This window comes from Halomonas sp. KX33721, from assembly GCF_001596805.1.
GTDB classification, from domain to species: Bacteria; Pseudomonadota; Gammaproteobacteria; order Pseudomonadales; family Halomonadaceae; genus Vreelandella; species Vreelandella aquamarina.
Genome location: NZ_LVIA01000003.1, coordinates 25,229 through 45,510 on the forward strand (window position 1 = coordinate 25,229; position 20,282 = coordinate 45,510).

At 58.2% G+C, this 20,282-nt stretch carries 12 protein-coding genes and 1 pseudogene; 11 read left to right on the forward strand and 2 right to left on the reverse strand.

The features are described from left to right. Window positions 1-26 precede the first annotated feature (26 nt). The 8 genes from pilQ to eno all read left to right on the forward strand — a co-directional run bounded on the left by pilQ (window position 27) and on the right by eno (window position 14,332). Window positions 27-2,072 carry a type IV pilus secretin family protein gene (pilQ, locus tag A3220_RS00425; RefSeq protein WP_062372328.1) on the forward strand — a complete coding sequence of 682 codons (2,046 nt, stop codon included), beginning with the start codon at window positions 27-29 and terminating at the stop codon, window positions 2,070-2,072. Further along, window positions 2,072-2,638, forward strand: a complete 567-nt coding sequence (gene aroK / locus A3220_RS00430) for a shikimate kinase AroK (protein ID WP_062372331.1) — start codon at window positions 2,072-2,074, stop codon at window positions 2,636-2,638. The genes pilQ and aroK overlap by 1 nt, the downstream gene beginning before the upstream one ends. Further along, the gene (gene aroB / locus A3220_RS00435) at window positions 2,635-3,738 is read left to right on the forward strand and encodes a 3-dehydroquinate synthase (protein WP_062372336.1); all 1,104 of its coding nucleotides are present in this window, start codon (window positions 2,635-2,637) and stop codon (window positions 3,736-3,738) included. The genes aroK and aroB overlap by 4 nt, the downstream gene beginning before the upstream one ends. A 457-nt stretch (window positions 3,739-4,195) precedes the next feature. Further along, window positions 4,196-8,638: a glutamate synthase large subunit gene (gltB, locus tag A3220_RS00440; RefSeq protein WP_062372340.1), complete on the forward strand. Its 4,443-nt coding sequence runs from the start codon at window positions 4,196-4,198 to the stop codon at window positions 8,636-8,638. Window positions 8,639-8,670: 32 nt separating this feature from the next. Beyond that, window positions 8,671-10,089, forward strand: coding sequence for an FAD-dependent oxidoreductase (locus A3220_RS00445; protein ID WP_062362444.1), 1,419 nt, complete (start codon window positions 8,671-8,673; stop codon window positions 10,087-10,089). A gap of 355 nt (window positions 10,090-10,444) precedes the next feature. Beyond that, window positions 10,445-12,100, forward strand: coding sequence for a CTP synthase (locus A3220_RS00450; protein WP_044628869.1), 1,656 nt, complete (start codon window positions 10,445-10,447; stop codon window positions 12,098-12,100). 10 nt (window positions 12,101-12,110) lie between these two features. Further along, window positions 12,111-12,974, forward strand: coding sequence for a 3-deoxy-8-phosphooctulonate synthase (gene kdsA / locus A3220_RS00455; protein WP_062372343.1), 864 nt, complete (start codon window positions 12,111-12,113; stop codon window positions 12,972-12,974). A 68-nt stretch (window positions 12,975-13,042) separates the two neighbouring features. Further along, window positions 13,043-14,332, forward strand: a complete 1,290-nt coding sequence (eno, locus tag A3220_RS00460) for a phosphopyruvate hydratase (protein WP_062372347.1) — start codon at window positions 13,043-13,045, stop codon at window positions 14,330-14,332. A 498-nt stretch (window positions 14,333-14,830) separates the two neighbouring features. Here eno and fdxA read toward each other — a convergent pair whose 3' ends face one another. Both fdxA and mutS read right to left on the reverse strand, forming a co-directional pair. Next, window positions 14,831-15,154, reverse strand: coding sequence for a ferredoxin FdxA (fdxA, locus tag A3220_RS00465; RefSeq protein ID WP_044628866.1), 324 nt, complete (start codon window positions 15,152-15,154; stop codon window positions 14,831-14,833). A 182-nt stretch (window positions 15,155-15,336) separates the two neighbouring features. Then, entirely contained in the window at window positions 15,337-17,904 is a 2,568-nt protein-coding gene (mutS, locus tag A3220_RS00470; protein WP_062361599.1) for a DNA mismatch repair protein MutS, read from the reverse strand. A gap of 121 nt (window positions 17,905-18,025) precedes the next feature. Here mutS and A3220_RS00475 point away from each other — a divergent pair, with 121 nt between their 5' ends. From A3220_RS00475 to A3220_RS00485, 3 genes and pseudogenes are all read left to right on the forward strand, one after another. Next, complete coding sequence (locus tag A3220_RS00475) at window positions 18,026-18,550, forward strand: CinA family protein (RefSeq protein WP_062372476.1); 525 nt, start codon at window positions 18,026-18,028, stop codon at window positions 18,548-18,550. Window positions 18,551-18,639: 89 nt separating this feature from the next. Continuing rightward, complete coding sequence (gene recA, locus A3220_RS00480) at window positions 18,640-19,701, forward strand: recombinase RecA (RefSeq protein ID WP_062372350.1); 1,062 nt, start codon at window positions 18,640-18,642, stop codon at window positions 19,699-19,701. A 38-nt stretch (window positions 19,702-19,739) separates the two neighbouring features. Beyond that, window positions 19,740-20,202 (forward strand): annotated as a pseudogene (locus tag A3220_RS00485) (regulatory protein RecX). Window positions 20,203-20,282: the final 80 nt, after the last annotated feature.

A 20,282-nucleotide genomic window follows, 5' to 3' on the forward strand; every position in this document is an offset into this window, starting at 1 on the left:
TTTTACTTGTTATCGGATAACACGCTATGGTCGTCATGCTTCGTCTAATTACGCTGCCATTGTTAGCCCTGATGCCCACCTTTGCCCTGGGTTCAGTGCTAACGGACCTTGATGTGCGTTCAACCAGTGGCGGTGAGGTGGAGCTGGTATTGCAATTTAGCGGCGGCGTTGCCGAGCTTCGCGGCTATCGGCTGAATACTCCGCCGCGTCTAGCGCTAGATCTAGCCGATACCCAAAGCAGCTTGCCCCAGCGGCGTATTAACGTAGCCAGCGCAGGTGTGGAGCGTATTACCGCGTTGGAGGGCAATGGCCGTACACGGCTAGTGGTCGACCTGAGCGAGCCGCTGGACTACACCTCTCGCATAGAAGGGGATCAGCTGCGCATCACCCTAAGCCCTGAAAGTATTAGCGCTGCGAATGACAACTCGCCCGCAGGTATGAGTAGCGAGCTGGAAACTGCCCTAGGGCCGCAAGTAACGGATATCGACTTCCAGCGGGGGGCTGATGGGGCAGGGCGTTTGCTGGTCTCTTTTGATCGTGAAGGGGTAGTGACGCAAGTGCGGGAAGGGAGTGAGGGCCGCGTTATTGCTGAGCTTCGCGACGTAGATATTCCTGATTCCTTGAATCAAATTTACGATGTGACCGACTTTGCTACCCCCATTACTCGCATAACCCCCCGCACTGGCCAGCGGGAAACCCTGCTTGAGCTACAAACGAACGGCCCCTACGCGATGATTTCATCGCAAAGCGGGCGAACACTCACCGTGGAAGTACAGCCGGTGAGCCAAGCCTCTCAGCAGGACCGCGCGCAGCAGGGAGAAAGCTTCACCGGCGACCGTCTGAGCCTCAATTTCCAAGATATTGAGGTGCGAGCCGTGCTGGCGACGCTGGCTGAGTTTACCGGCTTGAACCTAGTCGCCAGTGATAGTGTTACTGGGCGAGTAACGCTCAACCTCAACGATGTGCCCTGGGACCAGGCGCTGGCGCTGATTTTGCAAAGCCAAGGGCTCTCTAGCCGTGAACAGGGCAATGTGATTGTAGTAGCGCCGGCCAGTGAGCTGGCCGAGATTGAGCGTCAAGAGATTGAGGCCCGTAGCCAGCAGCAAATCTTGGCGCCGTTGGTGACTGAGTTCATCGAGATAAAGTACGCACGGGCCGAAGATTTAGCACAGCTGTTGCGTGGTGGTGACGGTTTTGGGCTGCTCACTGAGCGTGGCCGCGTTAGCGTTGACCAGCGTACCAACACACTGCTCATTCAAGACACGGCCGAACAGGTGCGCGATATTATGCGGACGCTGGTCCGGCTGGATGTGGCGGTGCGTCAGGTACAGATCGAAGCGCGCATCGTGATTGCCCGTGATAGCGCTTCCCGAGAGTTGGGGGTGAACTGGGGCGTCTCCAGCACCCGAGGCTTCCTGGAAAACGAAGCCGGGCAGTTCGTGCCGCGCAACATCAATCCTGGCGGCCTCAACCGTGCCCAAGGTGGCCTGGCGGTGGACTTAGGCTCAACGGCAGCGGCTGATACGGGCTTCAGCTTTGGCTATCTCTCAGGGGATATTCTGCTCGACCTTGAGTTGCGCGCCCTTGAAAGCGAAGGCAAAAGCCAGACCATTTCGCAGCCTCGGGTGATTACCGCCAACCAGCGCACCGCAACGATCCGCCAAGGGGAGGAGCGGGCATTCCAGAGTGTCGATGCCCAGGGCAACCCCGATACCGAGTTCAAGGAGGCGGAGCTGTCGCTGGAGGTCACGCCGCAAATTACCCCAGATAACCGCATCATTATGGATTTGGTAATCAAGAACGACAGCTTCCGTGAGAGCGAGTTCGGCGGCGAGCCGCCCATTGATACCAACCAAATCGAGACCCAGGTGCTGGTCGATAATGGCCAGACGGTGGTGTTAGGCGGTATTTTGACCACTGAACAGCTGAGCCAAATAGCGAAAACACCGCTGCTGGGCGATCTTCCTATACTGGGCAGGCTGTTTCGCTATACCGAAGAGAGCAATGAAAAGGTAGAGTTATTAGTCTTTATCACTCCACGATTACTTGATGATGGTTTGGCGGTTCGCTGATGCAGGATTTACCCAATCTTTTCTTAATAGGCCCCATGGGGGCTGGTAAAAGCACGATAGGCCGCTTATTGGCGGGAGAACTATCGCGCCCGTTTTACGATAGCGATCACGCCATACAAGACCGCTGCGGTGCCGATATACCCTGGATTTTTGACGTGGAGGGTGAGCAAGGCTTTCGTCAGCGTGAAATTCAGATGATTGACGAGCTCACCCAGCTCACGGATGTCGTGGTCGCCACCGGCGGTGGCGCGGTGCTGCGAGAAGAGAACCGCCGAGCGCTGCGCGATCGCGGTACAGTGGTGTACTTGATGACCACTGTCGAGCAGCAGCTAAAACGCACCGCCAAAGATCGCAACCGCCCGTTGCTGCAGTGTGCGAATCGCGAACAGGTGCTCAACGATATGTTCGCCGCCCGTGATCCGCTCTATCGTGCTACTTCCGACATTACGGTACGTACGGATCGCCGTAGCCCCCGTGCCGTGGTGAATGAAATTTTACGCCGCGTGCATCGCCTGATTGATCCGTTAGAAACCGCCAGCGCCCCGCATAAAAAGGTATCTCAATGACAGAGCTAGCCCATGACCGTACGTTAACCGTTGAACTGGGTGAGCGCAGCTACCCCATCCATATTGGCGTTGGGCTATTAAATCGCTCCGACAGTTTTGTGCCCTATCTGGCCGGTAGCCAAGTCATGATCGTCACCAATGAAACCGTGGCGCCGCACTACTTAGACACGCTGCGTTCTAGCTTACCCGAGCATTTAGACGTGCGTGCCGTGGTGCTGCCAGATGGCGAGCAGTACAAAACCATCGAACAGGTAGGACGCATTTGGGGTGCGCTGCTGGAAGCCGGCTTTAACCGCCGCTGCACACTCATTGCCCTTGGCGGCGGTGTGATTGGCGATATGGTGGGCTATGCCGCTGCTTCCTATCAGCGCGGGGTGGCCTTTATTCAAGTGCCCACCACGCTGCTTTCCCAGGTGGACTCCTCGGTGGGCGGCAAAACCGGTGTTAATCATCCGCTGGGTAAGAACATGATTGGCGCGTTTTGGCAGCCAAAAGCGGTAGTGGTGGATATTGCCACGCTGACCACGCTGCCTGCCCGAGAGCTTTCTGCAGGGCTTGCGGAAGTGGTGAAGTACGGCTTTATTCGTGACGCTGCTTTCTTAGCGTGGCTAGAACAAAACATGACGGCGCTGCGCCGCGTTGAACCTGAGATCGTTGCAGAGGCCATTGCCAAAAGCTGTCAAATCAAAGCCAATATTGTGGCGGAAGATGAAACCGAGCAGGGCGTTCGTGCGCTGCTGAACCTTGGCCACACGTTTGGCCACGCCATCGAGGCGCATCAAGGTTACGGCAACTGGCTGCACGGCGAAGCCGTAGGAGCCGGCATGGCGATGGCCGCCACGCTCTCCCACCAGTTGGGGTGGATCAGCGCTGATGCCTTAAAGCGCACGAAAGCGGTGATCGAAAGCGCGGGCCTTCCGCTGGTTGCGCCAACGGGCATGTCGTCGGATGACTTCTTGACACGAATGCGGCTGGATAAAAAGAACGTGGACGCGCGTCTGCGTCTGGTGCTACTGAACGACTTGGGCGATGCCTGCGTTAGCGATGCCACGCCTATCGAGACACTGAGACAGCTACTCGATGATTATCCGCGCGGCTAGGGGAATCACCCGTAAGCGCACCCGCTCAAAACCCGCCTCGAAACAGGCGGGTTTTGTTTGTCTAGAAAGCGCCGAAGTGGCTGCTGACTAGTGATATCCGTATGCCTTATGCGCTATCGGCATGGGGTTTTTAGTAAAAATTAGACTAAAGTCTAGTGCTCTGTATTGATCGTTGAAATACCGTTTCTTTGGCCTGCAAGCCGTTGAAGTATAACTATTTTTTTATTGAGCGGTAGTGCAACTACGGGATTTGGCGAGGGTTTTTGACGATTGGCGAGTGTCGAGCGATTGCGCTACGCGGTGGCAAATCGCTATGCTGAGCGACCTTTTTCTCGCAGCAGCGAATGCGGACAACACCCTATTTTGGGCGGGTAACAAGAGCCATAAAAAAAGAAAAAACCCGTGATTATACCATAAAAAACGCTGCTTACAAAATACGCTGACTAGAGGCACGCCCATGAATAGAGGTCTTCACCAGCCAGGCGAGTTTCGCGATAACTGCGGCTTTGGCCTTATTGCCCACATGGAAGGGCAGGCCAGCCACGACTTGCTGAAAACGGCTATCGAATCACTGACTTGTATGACCCACCGCGGCGGCATCGCGGCAGATGGTAAAACCGGCGACGGTTGCGGCCTGCTGCTAAAGATGCCCGCACAGTTCATGCGTGCTGCCGCCAAAGAAGCGCTCGACGTCGAGCTGGGCGAGCGCTTCGCGGTGGGGTCGGTGTTTTTACCCAACGACGATGCGCGTGCCGCCAAAGCCAAAGAGACGCTGGTGGCTGAGTTAAGCGCACGCGGTTTGGACGTGCTGGGCTGGCGCGTAGTGCCCACGGACTCGAGTGTCTGCGGCCCCATGGCGCTGGACTGCCTGCCGCGTATCGAGCAGCTGTTCGTTGCCCCCGGCAGCAGCGACAATTTCGATGTCGATCTTTTCATGGGTCGCCGCTACGCCGAGCAGGCGCTGCGCAGCGACGAAGACTTTTACGTGGCATCGCTCTCCAGCGAAGTGGTCTCCTATAAAGGCCTGGTCATGCCGGAAGACCTGCCAGCCTTTTACAAGGACCTGAACGACCCGCGCCTGGAAACCGCCATTTGTGTTTTCCACCAGCGCTTCTCGACCAACACCGCACCGCGCTGGCCCCTGGCGCAGCCATTCCGCCTACTGGCACATAACGGTGAAATCAACACCATCGAAGCCAACCGCGGCTGGGCGAACTCGCGCAAGGCGAACTTCGTCAACGAGCGTCTGCCGGATATCGCTAAACTAGACGAAATCGTCAACACCACCGGCTCCGACTCCTCCAGTATGGATAACATGCTGGAAGTGCTGCTGACCGGCGGTATGGAGCTACACCGCGCTGTGCGCATGATGGTGCCGCCCGCCTGGCAAAACGTCGAGACCATGGGCGCCGAGCTACGCGCGTTCTACGAGTACAACTCCATGCACATGGAGCCGTGGGACGGCCCTGCAGGCGTGGTCATGACCGACGGTCGCCAAGCGGTCTGTATGCTGGACCGTAACGGCCTGCGTCCGGCGCGCTGGGTGATTACCAAGAACGGCTACATCACCCTGGCCTCCGAAATCGGCACCTACGGCTACAAGCCGGAAGATGTTGTTGCAAAAGGCCGCGTCGGCCCCGGCCAGATGCTGGCCGTCGATACCCAAACGGGCGAAGTGCTGCACACTCAGGACATCGACGATCGCCTGAAGTCCGCATACCCCTACAAGCGCTGGCTGAAACAGGAAGCGAACTACCTGGAGTCGGCGCTGACCGAACTGGCGCGCTTCCAAACGATGGACACGGATGCGCTGAACGTGCAGCAGAAGATGTTCCAGGTAACGTTCGAAGAGCGCGACCAGGTACTGCGCCCGCTAGCGGAGAGCGGCCAGGAGGCGGTGGGCTCCATGGGCGATGATACGCCGATGGCGGTGCTGTCGAGCCGCCCGCGCCTGCTCACCGACTACTTCCGGCAGAAGTTTGCCCAGGTCACCAACCCGCCGATCGACCCGCTGCGCGAAGCGATCGTGATGTCGTTGGAAACCTGCTGTGGCGCGGAGCTGAACGTCTTCAAGGCCACACCGGAACACGCCCATCGCTTGATTTTGACCACGCCGGTGCTCTCGCCGCGTAAATTCACCGCCCTGGTGAGCCAGGACGATCCGGCCTTTGCTAGCCATATGCTGCCGCTCGGGTACGATCCAGAGCAGACCAGCCTGCAGCAGGCGATTACCGCGCTTTGCCAAGAAGCCGAAGCGCAGGTAAAAGCGGGTAAAGTGATTCTGGTGCTGAGCGATGCGGAGCTGCCGAAAGGACAACTGCCCATTCAGGCGGCGCTTGCAGTAGGTGCGGTGCACTCCCACCTTGGCCGTTTAGCGCTGCGTCCTAACGCTAATATCGTGGTGGAAACCGGCTACGCCCGCGATGCCCACCAGATGGCCGTGCTGTTCGGCGTTGGTGCAACGGCTGTCTTCCCGTGGCTGGCCTACCAGGTCATGGCGGATATGCACCGCACCGGCGAGCTGACCGGAAATCCGGCGGATGCCCGTGAGAACTACCGCAAAGGCCTGCAGAAAGGGTTGTTCAAAATCCTTTCGAAAATGGGCATCTCAACGCTGGCGTCCTACCGTGGCTCCATGCTGTTTGAAGCGGTAGGCCTGTCGGATGAAGTCATGAACACCTGCTTTGTGGGCATGGCTTCGCGTATCCAGGGCACCGGCTTTGCTGAGCTTCAGCTTCAGCAAGAACTGCTGGCCAAGGATGCATGGATTCCCCGCAAAGGGATCTCTCAAGGCGGTATGCTCAAGTACGTGCACGGCCACGAGTACCACGCCTACAACCCGGATGTGGTCAAGGCGCTGCAGGCGGCGGTGCAAGAGGGCAGCTACACCAAGTGGAAGAAATTTGCGCAGCTGGTGAACGAGCGCCCCGTGGCCACCATTCGTGACCTGCTGAAACTCAAGCCTGCGGCCACGCCGATTCCGCTGGAAGAGGTCGAGCCCATCGAAGCGCTGATTCCACGCTTCGACAGCGCAGGCATGTCGCTGGGCGCGCTGTCGCCCGAAGCGCACGAAGCGCTGGCCCAGGCCATGAACGAGGCGGGCGGTCGCTCCAACTCCGGTGAAGGTGGCGAAGACCCAGCCCGTTACGGCACCATTCGCAGCTCGAAAATCAAACAGATCGCTTCTGGCCGTTTCGGTGTTACGCCAGCTTACTTGGTCAATGCCGAAGTGCTGCAGATCAAAGTGGCCCAGGGTGCGAAGCCCGGTGAGGGCGGCCAGCTACCGGGCGGTAAGGTCAATCAGCTGATTGCCCGCTTGCGCTACTCGGTGCCCGGCGTCACGCTGATTTCGCCGCCGCCGCACCACGATATTTACTCCATCGAAGACTTGGCGCAGCTGATCTTTGACCTCAAGCAGGTCAACCCAGACGCGCAGGTCTCGGTGAAACTAGTCTCCGAGCCAGGGATCGGCACTATTGCGACCGGCGTCGCCAAAGCCTATGCGGATTTGATCACTGTGTCTGGCTACGATGGCGGCACGGCGGCAAGCCCGCTCACTTCCATCAAGCACGCCGGTTCCCCTTGGGAGCTGGGCCTGCCCGAGGTGCATCAAGCGCTGCGCATTAACGGCCTGCGGGACAAAATTCGTCTGCAAACCGATGGTGGTCTGAAGACCGGCCTCGACGTCGTCAAAGCGGCGATTCTGGGTGCTGAAAGCTTCGGTTTCGGCACCGCGCCGATGGTCGCGCTGGGCTGTAAATACCTGCGTATTTGCCACCTGAACAACTGCGCCACCGGTGTAGCGACCCAGGATGACTTCCTGCGTGGCGAGCACTTCCGCGGCACCGTGGATATGGTGAAAAACTACTTCCGCTTTATTGCCGAAGAAGTACGCGAGCTGATGGCCATGCTGGGCGTGCGTAAGCTCACCGACCTGATTGGCCGCACGGACCTGCTGGAAGTGCTGGAAGGCAATACGGCATCACAGAGTAAGCTGGACTTAATGCCGCTGCTGGCGAACGACTTCGTGCCTGCAGATGCGCCGCAGTTCTGTGAAGTGAGCCGTAACGTGCCCCACGACCCGGGTGCCAAAAACCAGGAAGTCTTGGCGGCGCTGAAAGAGGCCATTGAGTCTCAGTCTGGCGGCACGTTCGATTTTACCATCACCAACTGCGACCGCAGTGTCGGTGCGCTCACCTCCGGTGCCATTGCCAAGCGTTACGGTGAAGATGGCCTTGAGGCCGCACCGGTCACCGCGCGCTTTACCGGCGTGGCGGGCCAAAGCTTTGGCGTATGGAACGCTCGTGGCCTGAACCTCTACCTGGAAGGCGATGCCAACGACTACGTCGGTAAAGGCATGAACGGTGGCAGCATCGTCATCGTGCCGCCCAAGGTCAGCCAGTTCGAGAGCCACAAAACGGCCATTATCGGCAACACCTGCCTCTATGGGGCTACGGGTGGCACGCTGTTTGCTGCCGGTACCGCTGGCGAGCGTTTTGCGGTACGTAACTCCGGCGCCACGGCGGTGATCGAAGGCGCGGGTGACCACTGCTGTGAGTACATGACCGGTGGTTTGGTCTGCGTGCTGGGTGAGACCGGCGTTAACTTCGGTGCGGGCATGACCGGTGGTTTTGCCTACGTGTTGGATGAAGATCGTAGCTTCGTGGATAAGTACAACCACGAGCTGGTTGAGATTCACCGGGTCAACACCGAAGCGATGGAAGCCTACCGTCGCCACCTGCGGGAGATGATCGAGGCCTACGTGGCCGCGACGGGTTCCGCACGCGGTGCGGCGATTCTGGAAGACTTTAGCGACTACGCGCGCCACTTCTGGCTGGTGAAGCCAAAAGCGGCCAGCCTGGGTAGTCTGCTGGATCAGTCTCGGCGTCAGCCGCAATAACCGTCAGCGCCTACGCTTCGAGGAGAGAGATCATGGCCAACCGTTTAAATAACGATTTTCAGTTTGTCGACGTGGGTCGTAAAGACCCACAGAAAAAACCTGCGCACACCCGGGCCAAAGAGTTCGCGGAAATTTACGAGCCGTTCAAGCCCACCGATGCGGCGAGCCAGGCGCACCGCTGCTTGCACTGCGGCAACCCCTACTGCGAGTGGAAGTGCCCGGTACACAACTACATTCCCAACTGGCTGCAGCTGGTGGTGGAAGGCAACATTATTGAAGCCGCCGAGCTGTCCCACAAAACCAACTCGCTGCCGGAAGTGTGTGGCCGCGTGTGCCCGCAAGACCGCCTATGTGAAGGCGATTGCACCCTGAACGATGGCTTTGGCGCGGTGACGATCGGCTCGGTGGAGAAATACATCACCGATACCGCCTTTGCCATGGGCTGGCGCCCTGATATGTCCAAAGTGGTGTGGACCGATAAGAAAGTCGCGATTGTTGGTGCAGGTCCTGCGGGCTTGGGCTGTGCCGATATTCTGGCGCGCAACGGCGTCAAGCCGGTGGTGTTCGATAAGTACCCCGAAATTGGCGGTCTGCTGACCTTTGGTATCCCTGAGTTCAAGCTGGAAAAGAACGTCATGGAGCGCCGCCGTGCGGTATTCGAGGAAATGGGCGTTGAGTTCCGTCTGAATACCGAAATCGGTACTGATGTCGAGTTCGAGACGCTGCTGCAGGAGTACGACGCGGTGTTCCTGGGCATGGGTACTTACAAGTACATGCAGGGTGGCTTCCCCGGTGAAGACCTGCCCGGTGTCTACAAAGCGCTGGATTTCCTAATTGCCAACGTCAACCGCCGCTTGGGCTTCGAGAAAGACCCGAACGACTTTATCTCCATGGAAGGCAAGCGCGTGGTGGTGCTGGGCGGTGGTGATACCGCGATGGACTGTAACCGCACCTCGATTCGTCAGCGCGCCGCCAGCGTGACCTGTGCCTACCGCCGCGATGAAGAGAACATGCCGGGCTCGCGCCGTGAAGTGGCTAACGCACGGGAAGAGGGCGTCGAGTTCTTGTTCAACCGCCAGCCGGTAGCGGTAGTGGGCGAAGATAAGGTCGAGGGTGTGAAGGTAGTCCGCACGCGCCTGGGCGAGCCGGATGAGAACGGCCGTCGTCGTCCTGAAGTGGTGCCGGGGTCTGAAGAGATCATTGCGGCCGATGCGGTCGTGGTGGCCTTTGGTTTCCAGGCAAGCCCGGCACCGTGGTTCGATAGCGCCAATATCGATGTCAACGAATGGGACCTAGTCAAAGCGCCTGAGCATGGTCAGTACGCCTTCCAAACTAGCAATGAGAAAATTTTTGCCGGTGGCGATATGGTGCGTGGCTCCGATCTCGTGGTCACCGCTATATATGAAGGGCGTCAGGCGGCCGAGGGCATTCTGGATTACCTAGGCGTGTAAAGTGTGTATGCCATGCCGAACAGCACCAGGGGTAGGTCGTAGCGAGGGTCTTTTGTCATGGATGACAAAAGTAGCGCCCAGGGATGGGTTCACAGCGCCCTCGCGCAGACCTACTTCTGGGGCAACTGCGCATCGGCATCCTTTAGCCCGATCAATTGGCCTCCCACTGTTTATGTACAGTCAGTAGCTAGTTATGTGTAGCCAATAGCTAGGGTGGGAGGCAGCTTTAGCTCGCGACCGAGAGCTGGCGCTGTTTCACTTCAAATTGAGCCTTAAGGCGTACTCTGCTATTCTGTCGTCCCATCCTGGTGTGGCTTTCTGTTACGCCTTTTGATCACGTTTCGACAGGTTTTCCATGACACGATATATCTTCGTGACCGGCGGCGTTGTGTCCTCTCTTGGCAAGGGCATCGCGTCGGCCTCGCTGGCGGCGATTCTCGAGGCCCGCGGCCTTAAGGTCACCATGCTCAAGCTCGACCCGTACATCAACGTGGACCCGGGCACCATGAGTCCCTTCCAGCACGGCGAGGTGTTCGTCACCGAGGATGGCGCCGAGACGGACTTGGACTTAGGTCACTATGAGCGCTTTATTCGCACCAAAATGACCCAGGGCAACAACTTCACCACCGGCCGCGTGTACGAACATGTGCTACGCAAAGAGCGCCGGGGTGACTACCTGGGTGGCACTGTGCAGGTCATTCCGCACATCACTGATGAGATCAAGCAGCGCGTCTACGCTGGAGGCGAAGGCTTCGACGTGGCGCTGGTGGAGATCGGCGGGACGGTTGGCGATATCGAATCACTGCCGTTCCTGGAGTCCATTCGTCAGATTCGCAGCGAGCTGGGCGCAAGCCGCGCCATTTACATGCACCTCACCCTGGTGCCGTACATCAAGACCGCTGGCGAAACCAAAACCAAACCGACGCAGCACAGCGTAAAAGAGCTGCGCTCCATCGGCATCCAGCCGGATATTTTGATTTGCCGCAGCGAAGTGGAGCTTGAGGAGAGCGAGCGCCGCAAGATTGCGCTGTTCACCAATGTGGAAGAGCGTGCGGTAGTGCCGCTGCAAGACGCCGACACTATCTACCGCATTCCGCTAATGCTTCACGAGCACGGCCTGGACGATATCGTCTGCGACAAGCTGCGCTTAGAAGCTGAGCCTGCGGATCTGTCGGAGTGGGTCAAGGTACTCGATGCCAAGCTGAACCCGCTGAAGTCGGTCAGCATCGCCATGGTCGGCAAGTACATGGAGCTGCTGGATGCGTATAAGTCGCTGAACGAAGCGCTGATCCACGCGGGTATTCAGGGCCGCATCAAGGTCAACGTCGACTACATCGACTCTGAAGACATCGAGCGTCACGGCACCGAGCGTCTGGCAGGTAAAGATGCCATTCTAGTGCCCGGCGGTTTTGGCGAGCGCGGTGTGGAAGGCAAGATTCTGACCGCCCAGTTTGCCCGTGAAAACAACATCCCTTACCTGGGTATCTGTCTAGGCATGCAGGTAGCGGTGATCGAGTTCGCCCGCAACGTGGCTGGCTGGAAAGACGCCAACTCCACCGAGTTTACCCACGATACCAAGCACCCGGTGGTGGGGTTGATCACCGAGTGGATCAATGCCGAAGGCAAGATCGAGCTGCGCGACGCGGCCTCCGACCTGGGCGGCACCATGCGTTTGGGCGGCCAAGTGTGCCATCTGGCCGCTGGCAGCAAAGCCCGCGAAGCGTACGGTGCCGACGAAATCGTTGAGCGTCATCGCCACCGCTTCGAAGTCAACAACCAGTTCATTGATGAGCTGGAAGCTGCGGGCCTGGTGATTTCGGGCAAGAGCGTCGATCAGTCGCTGGTCGAAGTCGTCGAGCTGGCGGATCACCCTTGGTACGTGGCGTGTCAGTTCCACCCGGAATTTACTTCGACGCCTCGCGACGGTCATCCGCTCTTCTCGGGCTTCGTCAATGCCGCACTAGAACACAAAACGGCACGCACCCGTGCCCACGCCGCACCTCAGGAATAAAGGGGGAAGCATGTCTTCTCAGTCCCAATTCCCAGAGCATCACATCAACGTTGCCGGCTTAACCGCCGGCAATTCTTTGCCACTCATGCTGCTTGGCGGCATGAACGTGCTGGAGTCGGCGGAGCTGGCCGATGAAGTGGCGCAGGCCTACGTGAATGTGACGCAAAAGCTGGGTATGCCTTATGTGTTCAAGGCCAGTTTCGACAAAGCGAATCGCAGCTCGATCCACTCCTACCGGGGGCCTGGGCTGGAAAAAGGCCTGCAAATCCTGGCCGATATCAAGGCGCGCTATAACGTGCCCATCATTACCGATGTGCACGAGCCCTGGCAGGCAGCGCCTGCTGCTGAAGTCGCCGATATCATCCAGCTGCCGGCCTTTTTGGCGCGCCAGACCGATCTAGTGGTGGCAATGGCGAAAACGGGCGCTGCCATCAATATCAAAAAGCCGCAGTTTTTGGCCCCGCACGAAATGCGCCATATCCTTAACAAGTTTCAGGAAGCGGGCAATGACCGCCTGATGCTCTGCGAGCGCGGCACCAGCTTTGGCTACAACAACCTGGTGGTGGACATGCTGGGCTTTGGCGACATGAAGCAGACCGGTTACCCGGTGTTCTTCGATGTCACCCATGCTCTGCAGCGTCCAGGTGGCCGGGCGGACAGCGCCGATGGCCGCCGTGCCCAGGTTGCCGAGCTTGCTCGCGCGGGTGTGGCAGTGGGCTTGGCCGGGCTGTTTTTGGAAGCTCATCCAGACCCCGATAACGCCAAGTGCGATGGCCCCTGCGCACTGCCACTGGACCAGCTCGAACCGTTTCTGACCCAACTGTCACAGCTGGACGCGCTGGTCAAAGGCTTCGCCCCCTTGACCATCCGTTAATCGCGGCGGATATCCGTGGTATACATTGGACCTCTCATCGATTAGACCGACAACCAAAGGACACTGTCATGACCAAAATTGTTGAAATCAGTGCGCTGGAAGTGCTCGATTCGCGCGGTAACCCGACCGTTCAAGCCACCGTACGTTTGGAAAGCGGTGCCGTAGGCAGCGCCTGTGCCCCCAGCGGTGCCTCCACGGGTTCCCGCGAAGCACTCGAACTGCGTGATGGCGACAAGGCGCGCTACCTCGGTAAAGGCGTTTTAAAAGCCGTCGAGGCCGTGAATGGCAAGATTCGTGATGCGTTGTTGGGAATGGATGCGCGGGACCAGCGCGGTTTGGACAATGCCATGCTGGAGTTGGATGGCACGGATAACAAGGCGACTCTGGGAGCCAATGCGATTCTGGCGGTGTCGCTCGCGGCAGCCAAGGCGGCGGCCAATGCCAAAGGCGTGCCACTGTATGCCCATATCGCCGAGCTTTACGGTCAGCCAGGCCAGTACAGCATGCCGGTACCGATGATGAACATCCTCAACGGCGGTGAGCACGCCGACAATAACGTGGATATTCAGGAGTTCATGGTGCAGCCGGTGGGCGCCCCCAACTTCCGTGAAGGCCTGCGCATGGGCGCGGAAATTTTCCACGCGCTGAAAAAAGTGCTCTCTGCCAAGGGGCTGTCTACCTCGGTAGGGGATGAGGGTGGCTTTGCGCCCAACCTGACATCCAACGCCGAGGCACTGGCCGTCATCAAGCAGGCGGTGGCCGATGCCGGTTATACCCTGGGCAGCGATGTCACTCTGGCGCTGGACTGTGCTGCCTCCGAATTCTACAAGGAAGGTCAGTACGACCTGGCCGGAGAAGGCAAGCGTTACGACTCCGAAGGGTTTGCCGACTACCTGGCAGGCCTGTGTGCCGACTACCCCATCGTGTCTATCGAAGACGGCATGGACGAGTCCGACTGGGCCGGTTGGAAAGCCTTGACCGACAAGCTGGGCGACAAGGTGCAGCTGGTGGGGGACGACCTATTCGTCACCAATACCAAAATCCTTAAGCGTGGCATTGACGAGCAGATCGGTAACTCGATTCTGATCAAGTTCAACCAGATTGGCTCGCTCTCCGAAACCCTCGACGCGATTAAAATGGCCCAAGATGCGGGCTTTACGGCGGTCATCTCCCACCGTAGTGGTGAAACGGAAGATACCACTATTGCCGATTTGGCCGTAGGCACCTGTGCGGGACAAATCAAGACCGGATCGCTGTGTCGTTCTGACCGTGTCGCGAAGTACAACCGCCTGCTGGTGATCGAAGCCGAGCTAGGGGATGTGAGCTACCCCGGTTTGAAAGCCATCAAAGGCCAGTAGGTCAAAAACATAGCGTTCGCGTGTAAGAGATCTCTCAAAAATTTGTAAGAGATCTCTTACAAATGCCGACGAAATTCGCTCGAAACCTTGTAAGAAAAAGCGAGATTTTTCACTAATTCAACTTTAAGTGATTGTCTTAGTTGGGTTTTATGAAAGAAAGGCGGGTCCCTTGGGCTCGCCTTTTGCGTATTGGGTCCGATTGAGAAGTTGCGCTGTTCTGCCACAATGCATTCAGGACAAGGGGAGGCAAGGATGCTTCAGGCAGGATGCAACGGGATGCAAGCAGGTGCGCCGGGTGATACAGAGACGTGAGTCCTGGCAAGGAAGTCACCTGAGGAGGTTGACACAGGGAGTGGTCAGAGGAAGTGCTTGGAGCGGGCGGCCTACGGGCCGCCTTTTTTTGTGTAGGCCATTCACGCAATCATGGACGCCTTCCATCCGACTACAAAAAAACCAGCGTAAACGCTGGTTTTTTTGGGATGTGCTAACACTCTGCGCTTAACGCTCGAGTTTTTCCAGCTTACCCGTTTTGCCATCCCACTCTTCTGCATCGGGCAGAGGGTCTTTCTTCTCGGCAATATTGGGCCACACTTCGGCCAACTCCGCGTTGATCTCGATAAACTGCTCTTGGCCATCTGGCAGCTCATCCTCCGAGAATATTGCCTCAGCAGGGCACTCTGGCTCACACAGCGCGCAGTCGATGCACTCGTCCGGGTGAATAACCAGGAAATTGGGGCCTTCGTAGAAACAGTCGACTGGGCAAACTTCCACACAGTCGGTGTATTTGCATTGGATGCAGTTCTCGGTAACGACAAACGTCATCTTGCTATCCCTCTTGCGAGACCGAGAAGCCTCCCGGTCGTGGTCAATCGTGAATGGTTATAAATCTGCGGTTTTTTATAAGGTAAAAAGGTATGGGCGACATTCTAGTGGTGCCCATACCCGGCGGCAAGCGCTCGCGCTCATCTGTTGATGCGATTACTGACGCTCATTATATCCATTGTCTATAGCAACTCTCGCCACTGATACAACAAGGTCAGCGCTTCGCGAGGCGACAAGTCGTCGATATCCGCCTTGCCGAGCGCTTCTACCACCGGGTGCGGGGCGCTGGCGAACAGGTCGTTTTGCTGCGGTATCGCAGGGCTCGCTGAGGGCCGCTGCTGCTCGTCGACATCCCGCTGTTCGAGCATCATCAGCTTTTCCCGAGCGCGACGAATTACCGGAGCCGGGACCCCGGCGAGTTGGGCGACCTGTAAGCCATAACTCTGGCTGGCGGGGCCTGCCTCGATACGGTGCATGAACACGATACCATCGCCGTGCTCCGTTGCCGTCAAATGAATATTGGCGATGCCCTCCGCCTGCTCAGGCAGTGCCGTCATTTCAAAATAGTGCGTGGCAAACAGCGTGAGCGCCCGAGCGTTAGCGAGATGCTCGGCGCTTGCCCAGGCCAAGGAAAGCCCATCGAAGGTGCTAGTGCCACGGCCAATCTCATCCATTAACACCAGGCTGTGTTCGGTGGCATTGTGCAAAATATTGGCGGTTTCGGTCATTTCTACCATGAAGGTAGAGCGCCCTCCCGCTAGATCATCTGACGATCCGATCCGGGTAAAGATGCGGTCAACCGGGCCGATCTCGGCGGCATCGGCGGGTACGAAGCTGCCGCTATGGGCCAGCAGGGCGATCAGGGCGGTTTGGCGCATGTAGGTCGATTTACCGCCCATGTTGGGGCCGGTGATGATCAGCATGTGCTGCTTGGGCGTTAGCATAACATCGTTAGGCACGAACGGCGTGTCGCTCACCTGTTCGACCACCGGGTGCCGTCCGGCGGTAATGGTAATGCCGGTCGCGTCCACTAGCTGCGGGCGTACCCAGTTAAGAGCGCCGGCACGCTCGGCAAAAGCACACAGTACATCCAGCTCAGCCAGCGCGCGTGAGGTGTTTTGTAGCTCGTGCAGTTGGGCGTTGAGCTCGGCTAGCAACTGATCGTAGAGCCATTTTTCCCGCGTCAGCGCCCGCGACTTGGCGGAAAGCGCTTTGTCCTCAAACTCCTTCAGCTCTGGGATAATAAAGCGCTCGGCGTTTTTCAGCGTTTGACGACGGATATAGTCGGCTGGCGCATGCTGCGCCTGGGCGCGGGGTAGCTCAATAAAGTAGCCGTGTACGCGGTTATAGCCAACTTTTAGGTTGGCAAGTCCCGTGCGTTCGCGCTCTCTCAGTTCTAACTGAACGAGATAGTCGCCTGCGTTTTCGGCCATGCCGCGATGCTCATCTAGCTCGGCATCGAAGCCATCGGCAATCACGCCGCCATCCCGAATCACTACAGGCGGGTTGTCGACCAGCGCTCGCGCTAGCGTATCGGCCAGCTCGGGGTAGGGGCGGATATGCGGCTTGAGGCTATCCAGGGCGCTGCCGCTGTCGATATCGGTCAGCAGCGCTTCCAGCGTGGGCAGCGTGGCGAGCGCATCTCTCAGTCGCGCGAGATCGCGTGGGCGTGCGCTGTAAAGAGCGACGCGGGCGAGTATGCGTTCCACGTCCCCCACGTCGCTCAGCGTATCCCGCAGGCTCATATAGTTGGCATCAATAGAGAGTAGGGCCACGCCGGCTTGGCGGCCCTCGACGATCTCCCGCTGGCGTAGCGGGCGATTCAGCCAGCGCTTTAAAAGCCGCGAACCCATGGCCGTGGTGCAGGTATCAAGCACGCTGGCCAGGGTGTTATCGCCGGTGCCGCCGAGGTTGATGTCGATTTCCAGATTGCGGCGGCTGGCGGCGTCGATCACCACGGCATCGTCGCGGTTCTCTACGCTGATGGCGGTCACGTGGGGCAGGCGCGAGCGCTGGGTATCGCGCGCGTAGTCGATCAAGACACCGGCCGCGATCAGCGCCGTGGAGAGATGCGCGCAGCCAAAGCCACGCAGGTCGCTAACTTCAAATTGGTCGCACAGGCTGCGGGTGGCGCTTTCCAGATCGAATAGCCACTCCCCCTGGCGGCGTAGGCTGCGCTTTTGCGACCACGCATCGGGCAGGGTCAGGCTCTCCGGCACCAGCAGCTCCGCAGGGGAGAGGCGGGTCAACTCGGCGAGCATTTCCGCTTCGCTCTCGACTTCCAGTACGTTAAAACGACCGCTGGAGAGCTCCAGCCATGCCAGTCCCCAGCCAGCTTTTCCGGGGGCAACGGCCACCAGAACGTTATCTCGCCGAGCATCTAGCAGGGCTTCATCGTGCAGTGTGCCGGGGGTGACGATGCGCACCACCTGACGCTCCACCGGGCCTTTACTAGTGGCTGGGTCGCCGATTTGCTCGCAAATCGCCACCGACTCACCGCCTGCTACTAAGCGGGCTAAATAACCTTCCGCGCTATGGTAGGGCACCCCGGCCATGGGGATGGGTTTACCCCCCGACTGGCCGCGCTGGGTCAGGGTGATATCCAGCAGCGCAGCGGCGCGTTTAGCGTCATCGAAAAACAGCTCGTAAAAATCCCCCATGCGGTAAAACAGCAGTACCTCGGGGTGCTCGCGCTTGATGTTAAGGTATTGCGCCATCATTGGCGTATGGGCGGGGCTGGCCTGTGACATGGGCGTCCTGATTGAGCGTGGCGCAAGCGGTTGGCCTGCGGCATGTTCGTTGAGCAATTTCATTGAGAAAGCTAAACGCAGTATTCTACGCTACCCTAAGGTCTTACATGAAGGAGTCACCATGCCCCCCAGCGTTTCCAGCCTCAAGAACCTCGATTTATCGCTGCTTGCCCAGCGGCTGGGTCGGCAATGCCTTCAGCTAGGCGTGGAAGTGACCACGGCAGAATCCTGCACGGGTGGTGGCATTGCCAGCGCCATTACCTCGGTGGCCGGAAGCTCGGCCTATTTTACGGCGGGCTATGTCACCTACTCCAATGCGGCAAAAACACGCCTGCTGGGCGTAGAGCCTGCCATGCTTGACGCCCACGGGGCTGTCAGCGAGCAGGTGGTTAACGCCATGGTGGCGGGGGCTTGCCAGGAAAGCGGTGCGGACGTTGCCGTAGCCGTGAGCGGTGTGGCTGGCCCTGACGGCGGCAGCGATGACAAGCCGGTGGGCACTGTATGGATTGCCTGGGGCTCCTCTGAGCAGCAGCAGGCCGAGTGCTTTCACTTCCCCGGAGACAGGCAAGCGGTACGTGAACAGGCCGTACGCGAGGCGCTGGCAGGCCTAGTGGCCCGGTTGAGTGCTCAGGCGCAGAAGAAATAATCGTTAAAGTTGCCGCTGAGGATTTGTTTAGCCGCTAATCTTTGGCATACTACTGGCTAATTATACAGCTTGTTATGAGGAATTTCCGCATGGCTCAGGAAGACAACCGCACAAAAGCGCTTAATGCTGCACTCAACCAGATTGATCGCCAGTTTGGTAAAGGGACCGTTATGCGCCTTGGCGATGCGCCACGCGTCGTGATGCCGTCTGTCTCCACCGGTTCGCTGGGGCTGGATATTGCACTCGGCATTGGTGGTTTACCGTTTGGTCGTGTCGTCGAAATCTTTGGCCCAGAGTCATCGGGTAAAACTACCCTGACACTGTCGGTCATTGCCCAGGCGCAAAAGCAGGGCAAAGTGTGTGCCTTCGTCGATGCCGAGCACGCGCTCGACCCCAGCTACGCTGAGAAGCTGGGCGTCAACCTGGACGACCTGCTGGTTTCCCAGCCGGACACCGGTGAACAGGCGCTGGAAATCACCGATATGCTGGTCCGCTCCGGCGGTGTGGATGTGATTATCATCGACTCCGTGGCTGCGCTGACTCCGCGTGCGGAAATCGAAGGCGAAATGGGCGACTCCCACGTGGGCCTGCAGGCGCGCTTGATGTCCCAGGCGCTGCGTAAAATCACCGGTAACATCAAAAACGCCAACTGCTTGGTGATCTTCATCAACCAGATTCGTATGAAGATTGGCGTGATGTTCGGTAGCCCCGAGACCACGACCGGCGGTAACGCGCTGAAGTTCTACTCCAGCGTGCGCTTGGATATTCGCCGCACCGGTTCGGTGAAGTCGGGCGACGAAGTCACCGGTAACGAAACCCGCGTGAAAGTAGTGAAGAACAAGGTGGCACCGCCGTTCCGGCAAGCTGAGTTCCAGATCCTTTACGGCAAAGGTATCTACCACGCGGGTGAGGTTATCGATCTTGGCGTGCAGTGCAGCCTAGTGGACAAAGCAGGCGCTTGGTACAGCTATAAAGGCAACAAGATCGGCCAGGGTAAAGCCAATGCGGCGCAGTACCTGGAAGAGCATCCTGAAATCATGAACGAGATTGAAACTCAGATTCGTGATCAGCTACTGGCCAAGGCGGAGCCGAAGAAGGAAGAAGCGTCTGCCGCTGATGTGGCTACAGATAGCGATGATGATCTGCTTTAAGCCGCTACCTCCATTGCATGTGCTAAGAGGGAAACTCGATGTTTTCCTCTAATGTGGATGCTTCTGCACGTGAAGTAGCGATTCAACTACTGGCTCGGCGCGAGTATTCTCGCGCCGAGCTGGCGCGTAAGTTACAGCAAAAAACTTTTGATGCCGATGAAATCTCTGCTTGCCTAGACGCCTTGGCCGAGCAGTCGCTGCAGTCCGATGCACGCTTTGCCGAGAGCTTTATACGCTCGCGTATTTCCAGAGGGCAGGGCCTAATTCGCATTAAAGGCGAGCTTCGCCAACGCGGGGTTGACCAGGAAACTCAGGCCGCCGCGTTGGCAGCAGTAGAAGAGCGTGAAGCGGTAGACTGGTTTGAGCTTGCTCGAGAAACGCTGGAAAGGCGTTTTTCCACTCCGGGTGATTCCCCCAAAGAGCGTGCCAAGCGCGAGCGTTTTTTTAGCAGCGCGTGGGTTTGATTTTGAACAAATTCGCTATGCTCTTTCCTGTTTGTAGCCCCGCTCAGGGCTGTCTATAACCCCGCTCAGGGCTGTTACTGCCCTAGCTTACAGCGGCTTTCTTCCTGTTTATTTCTT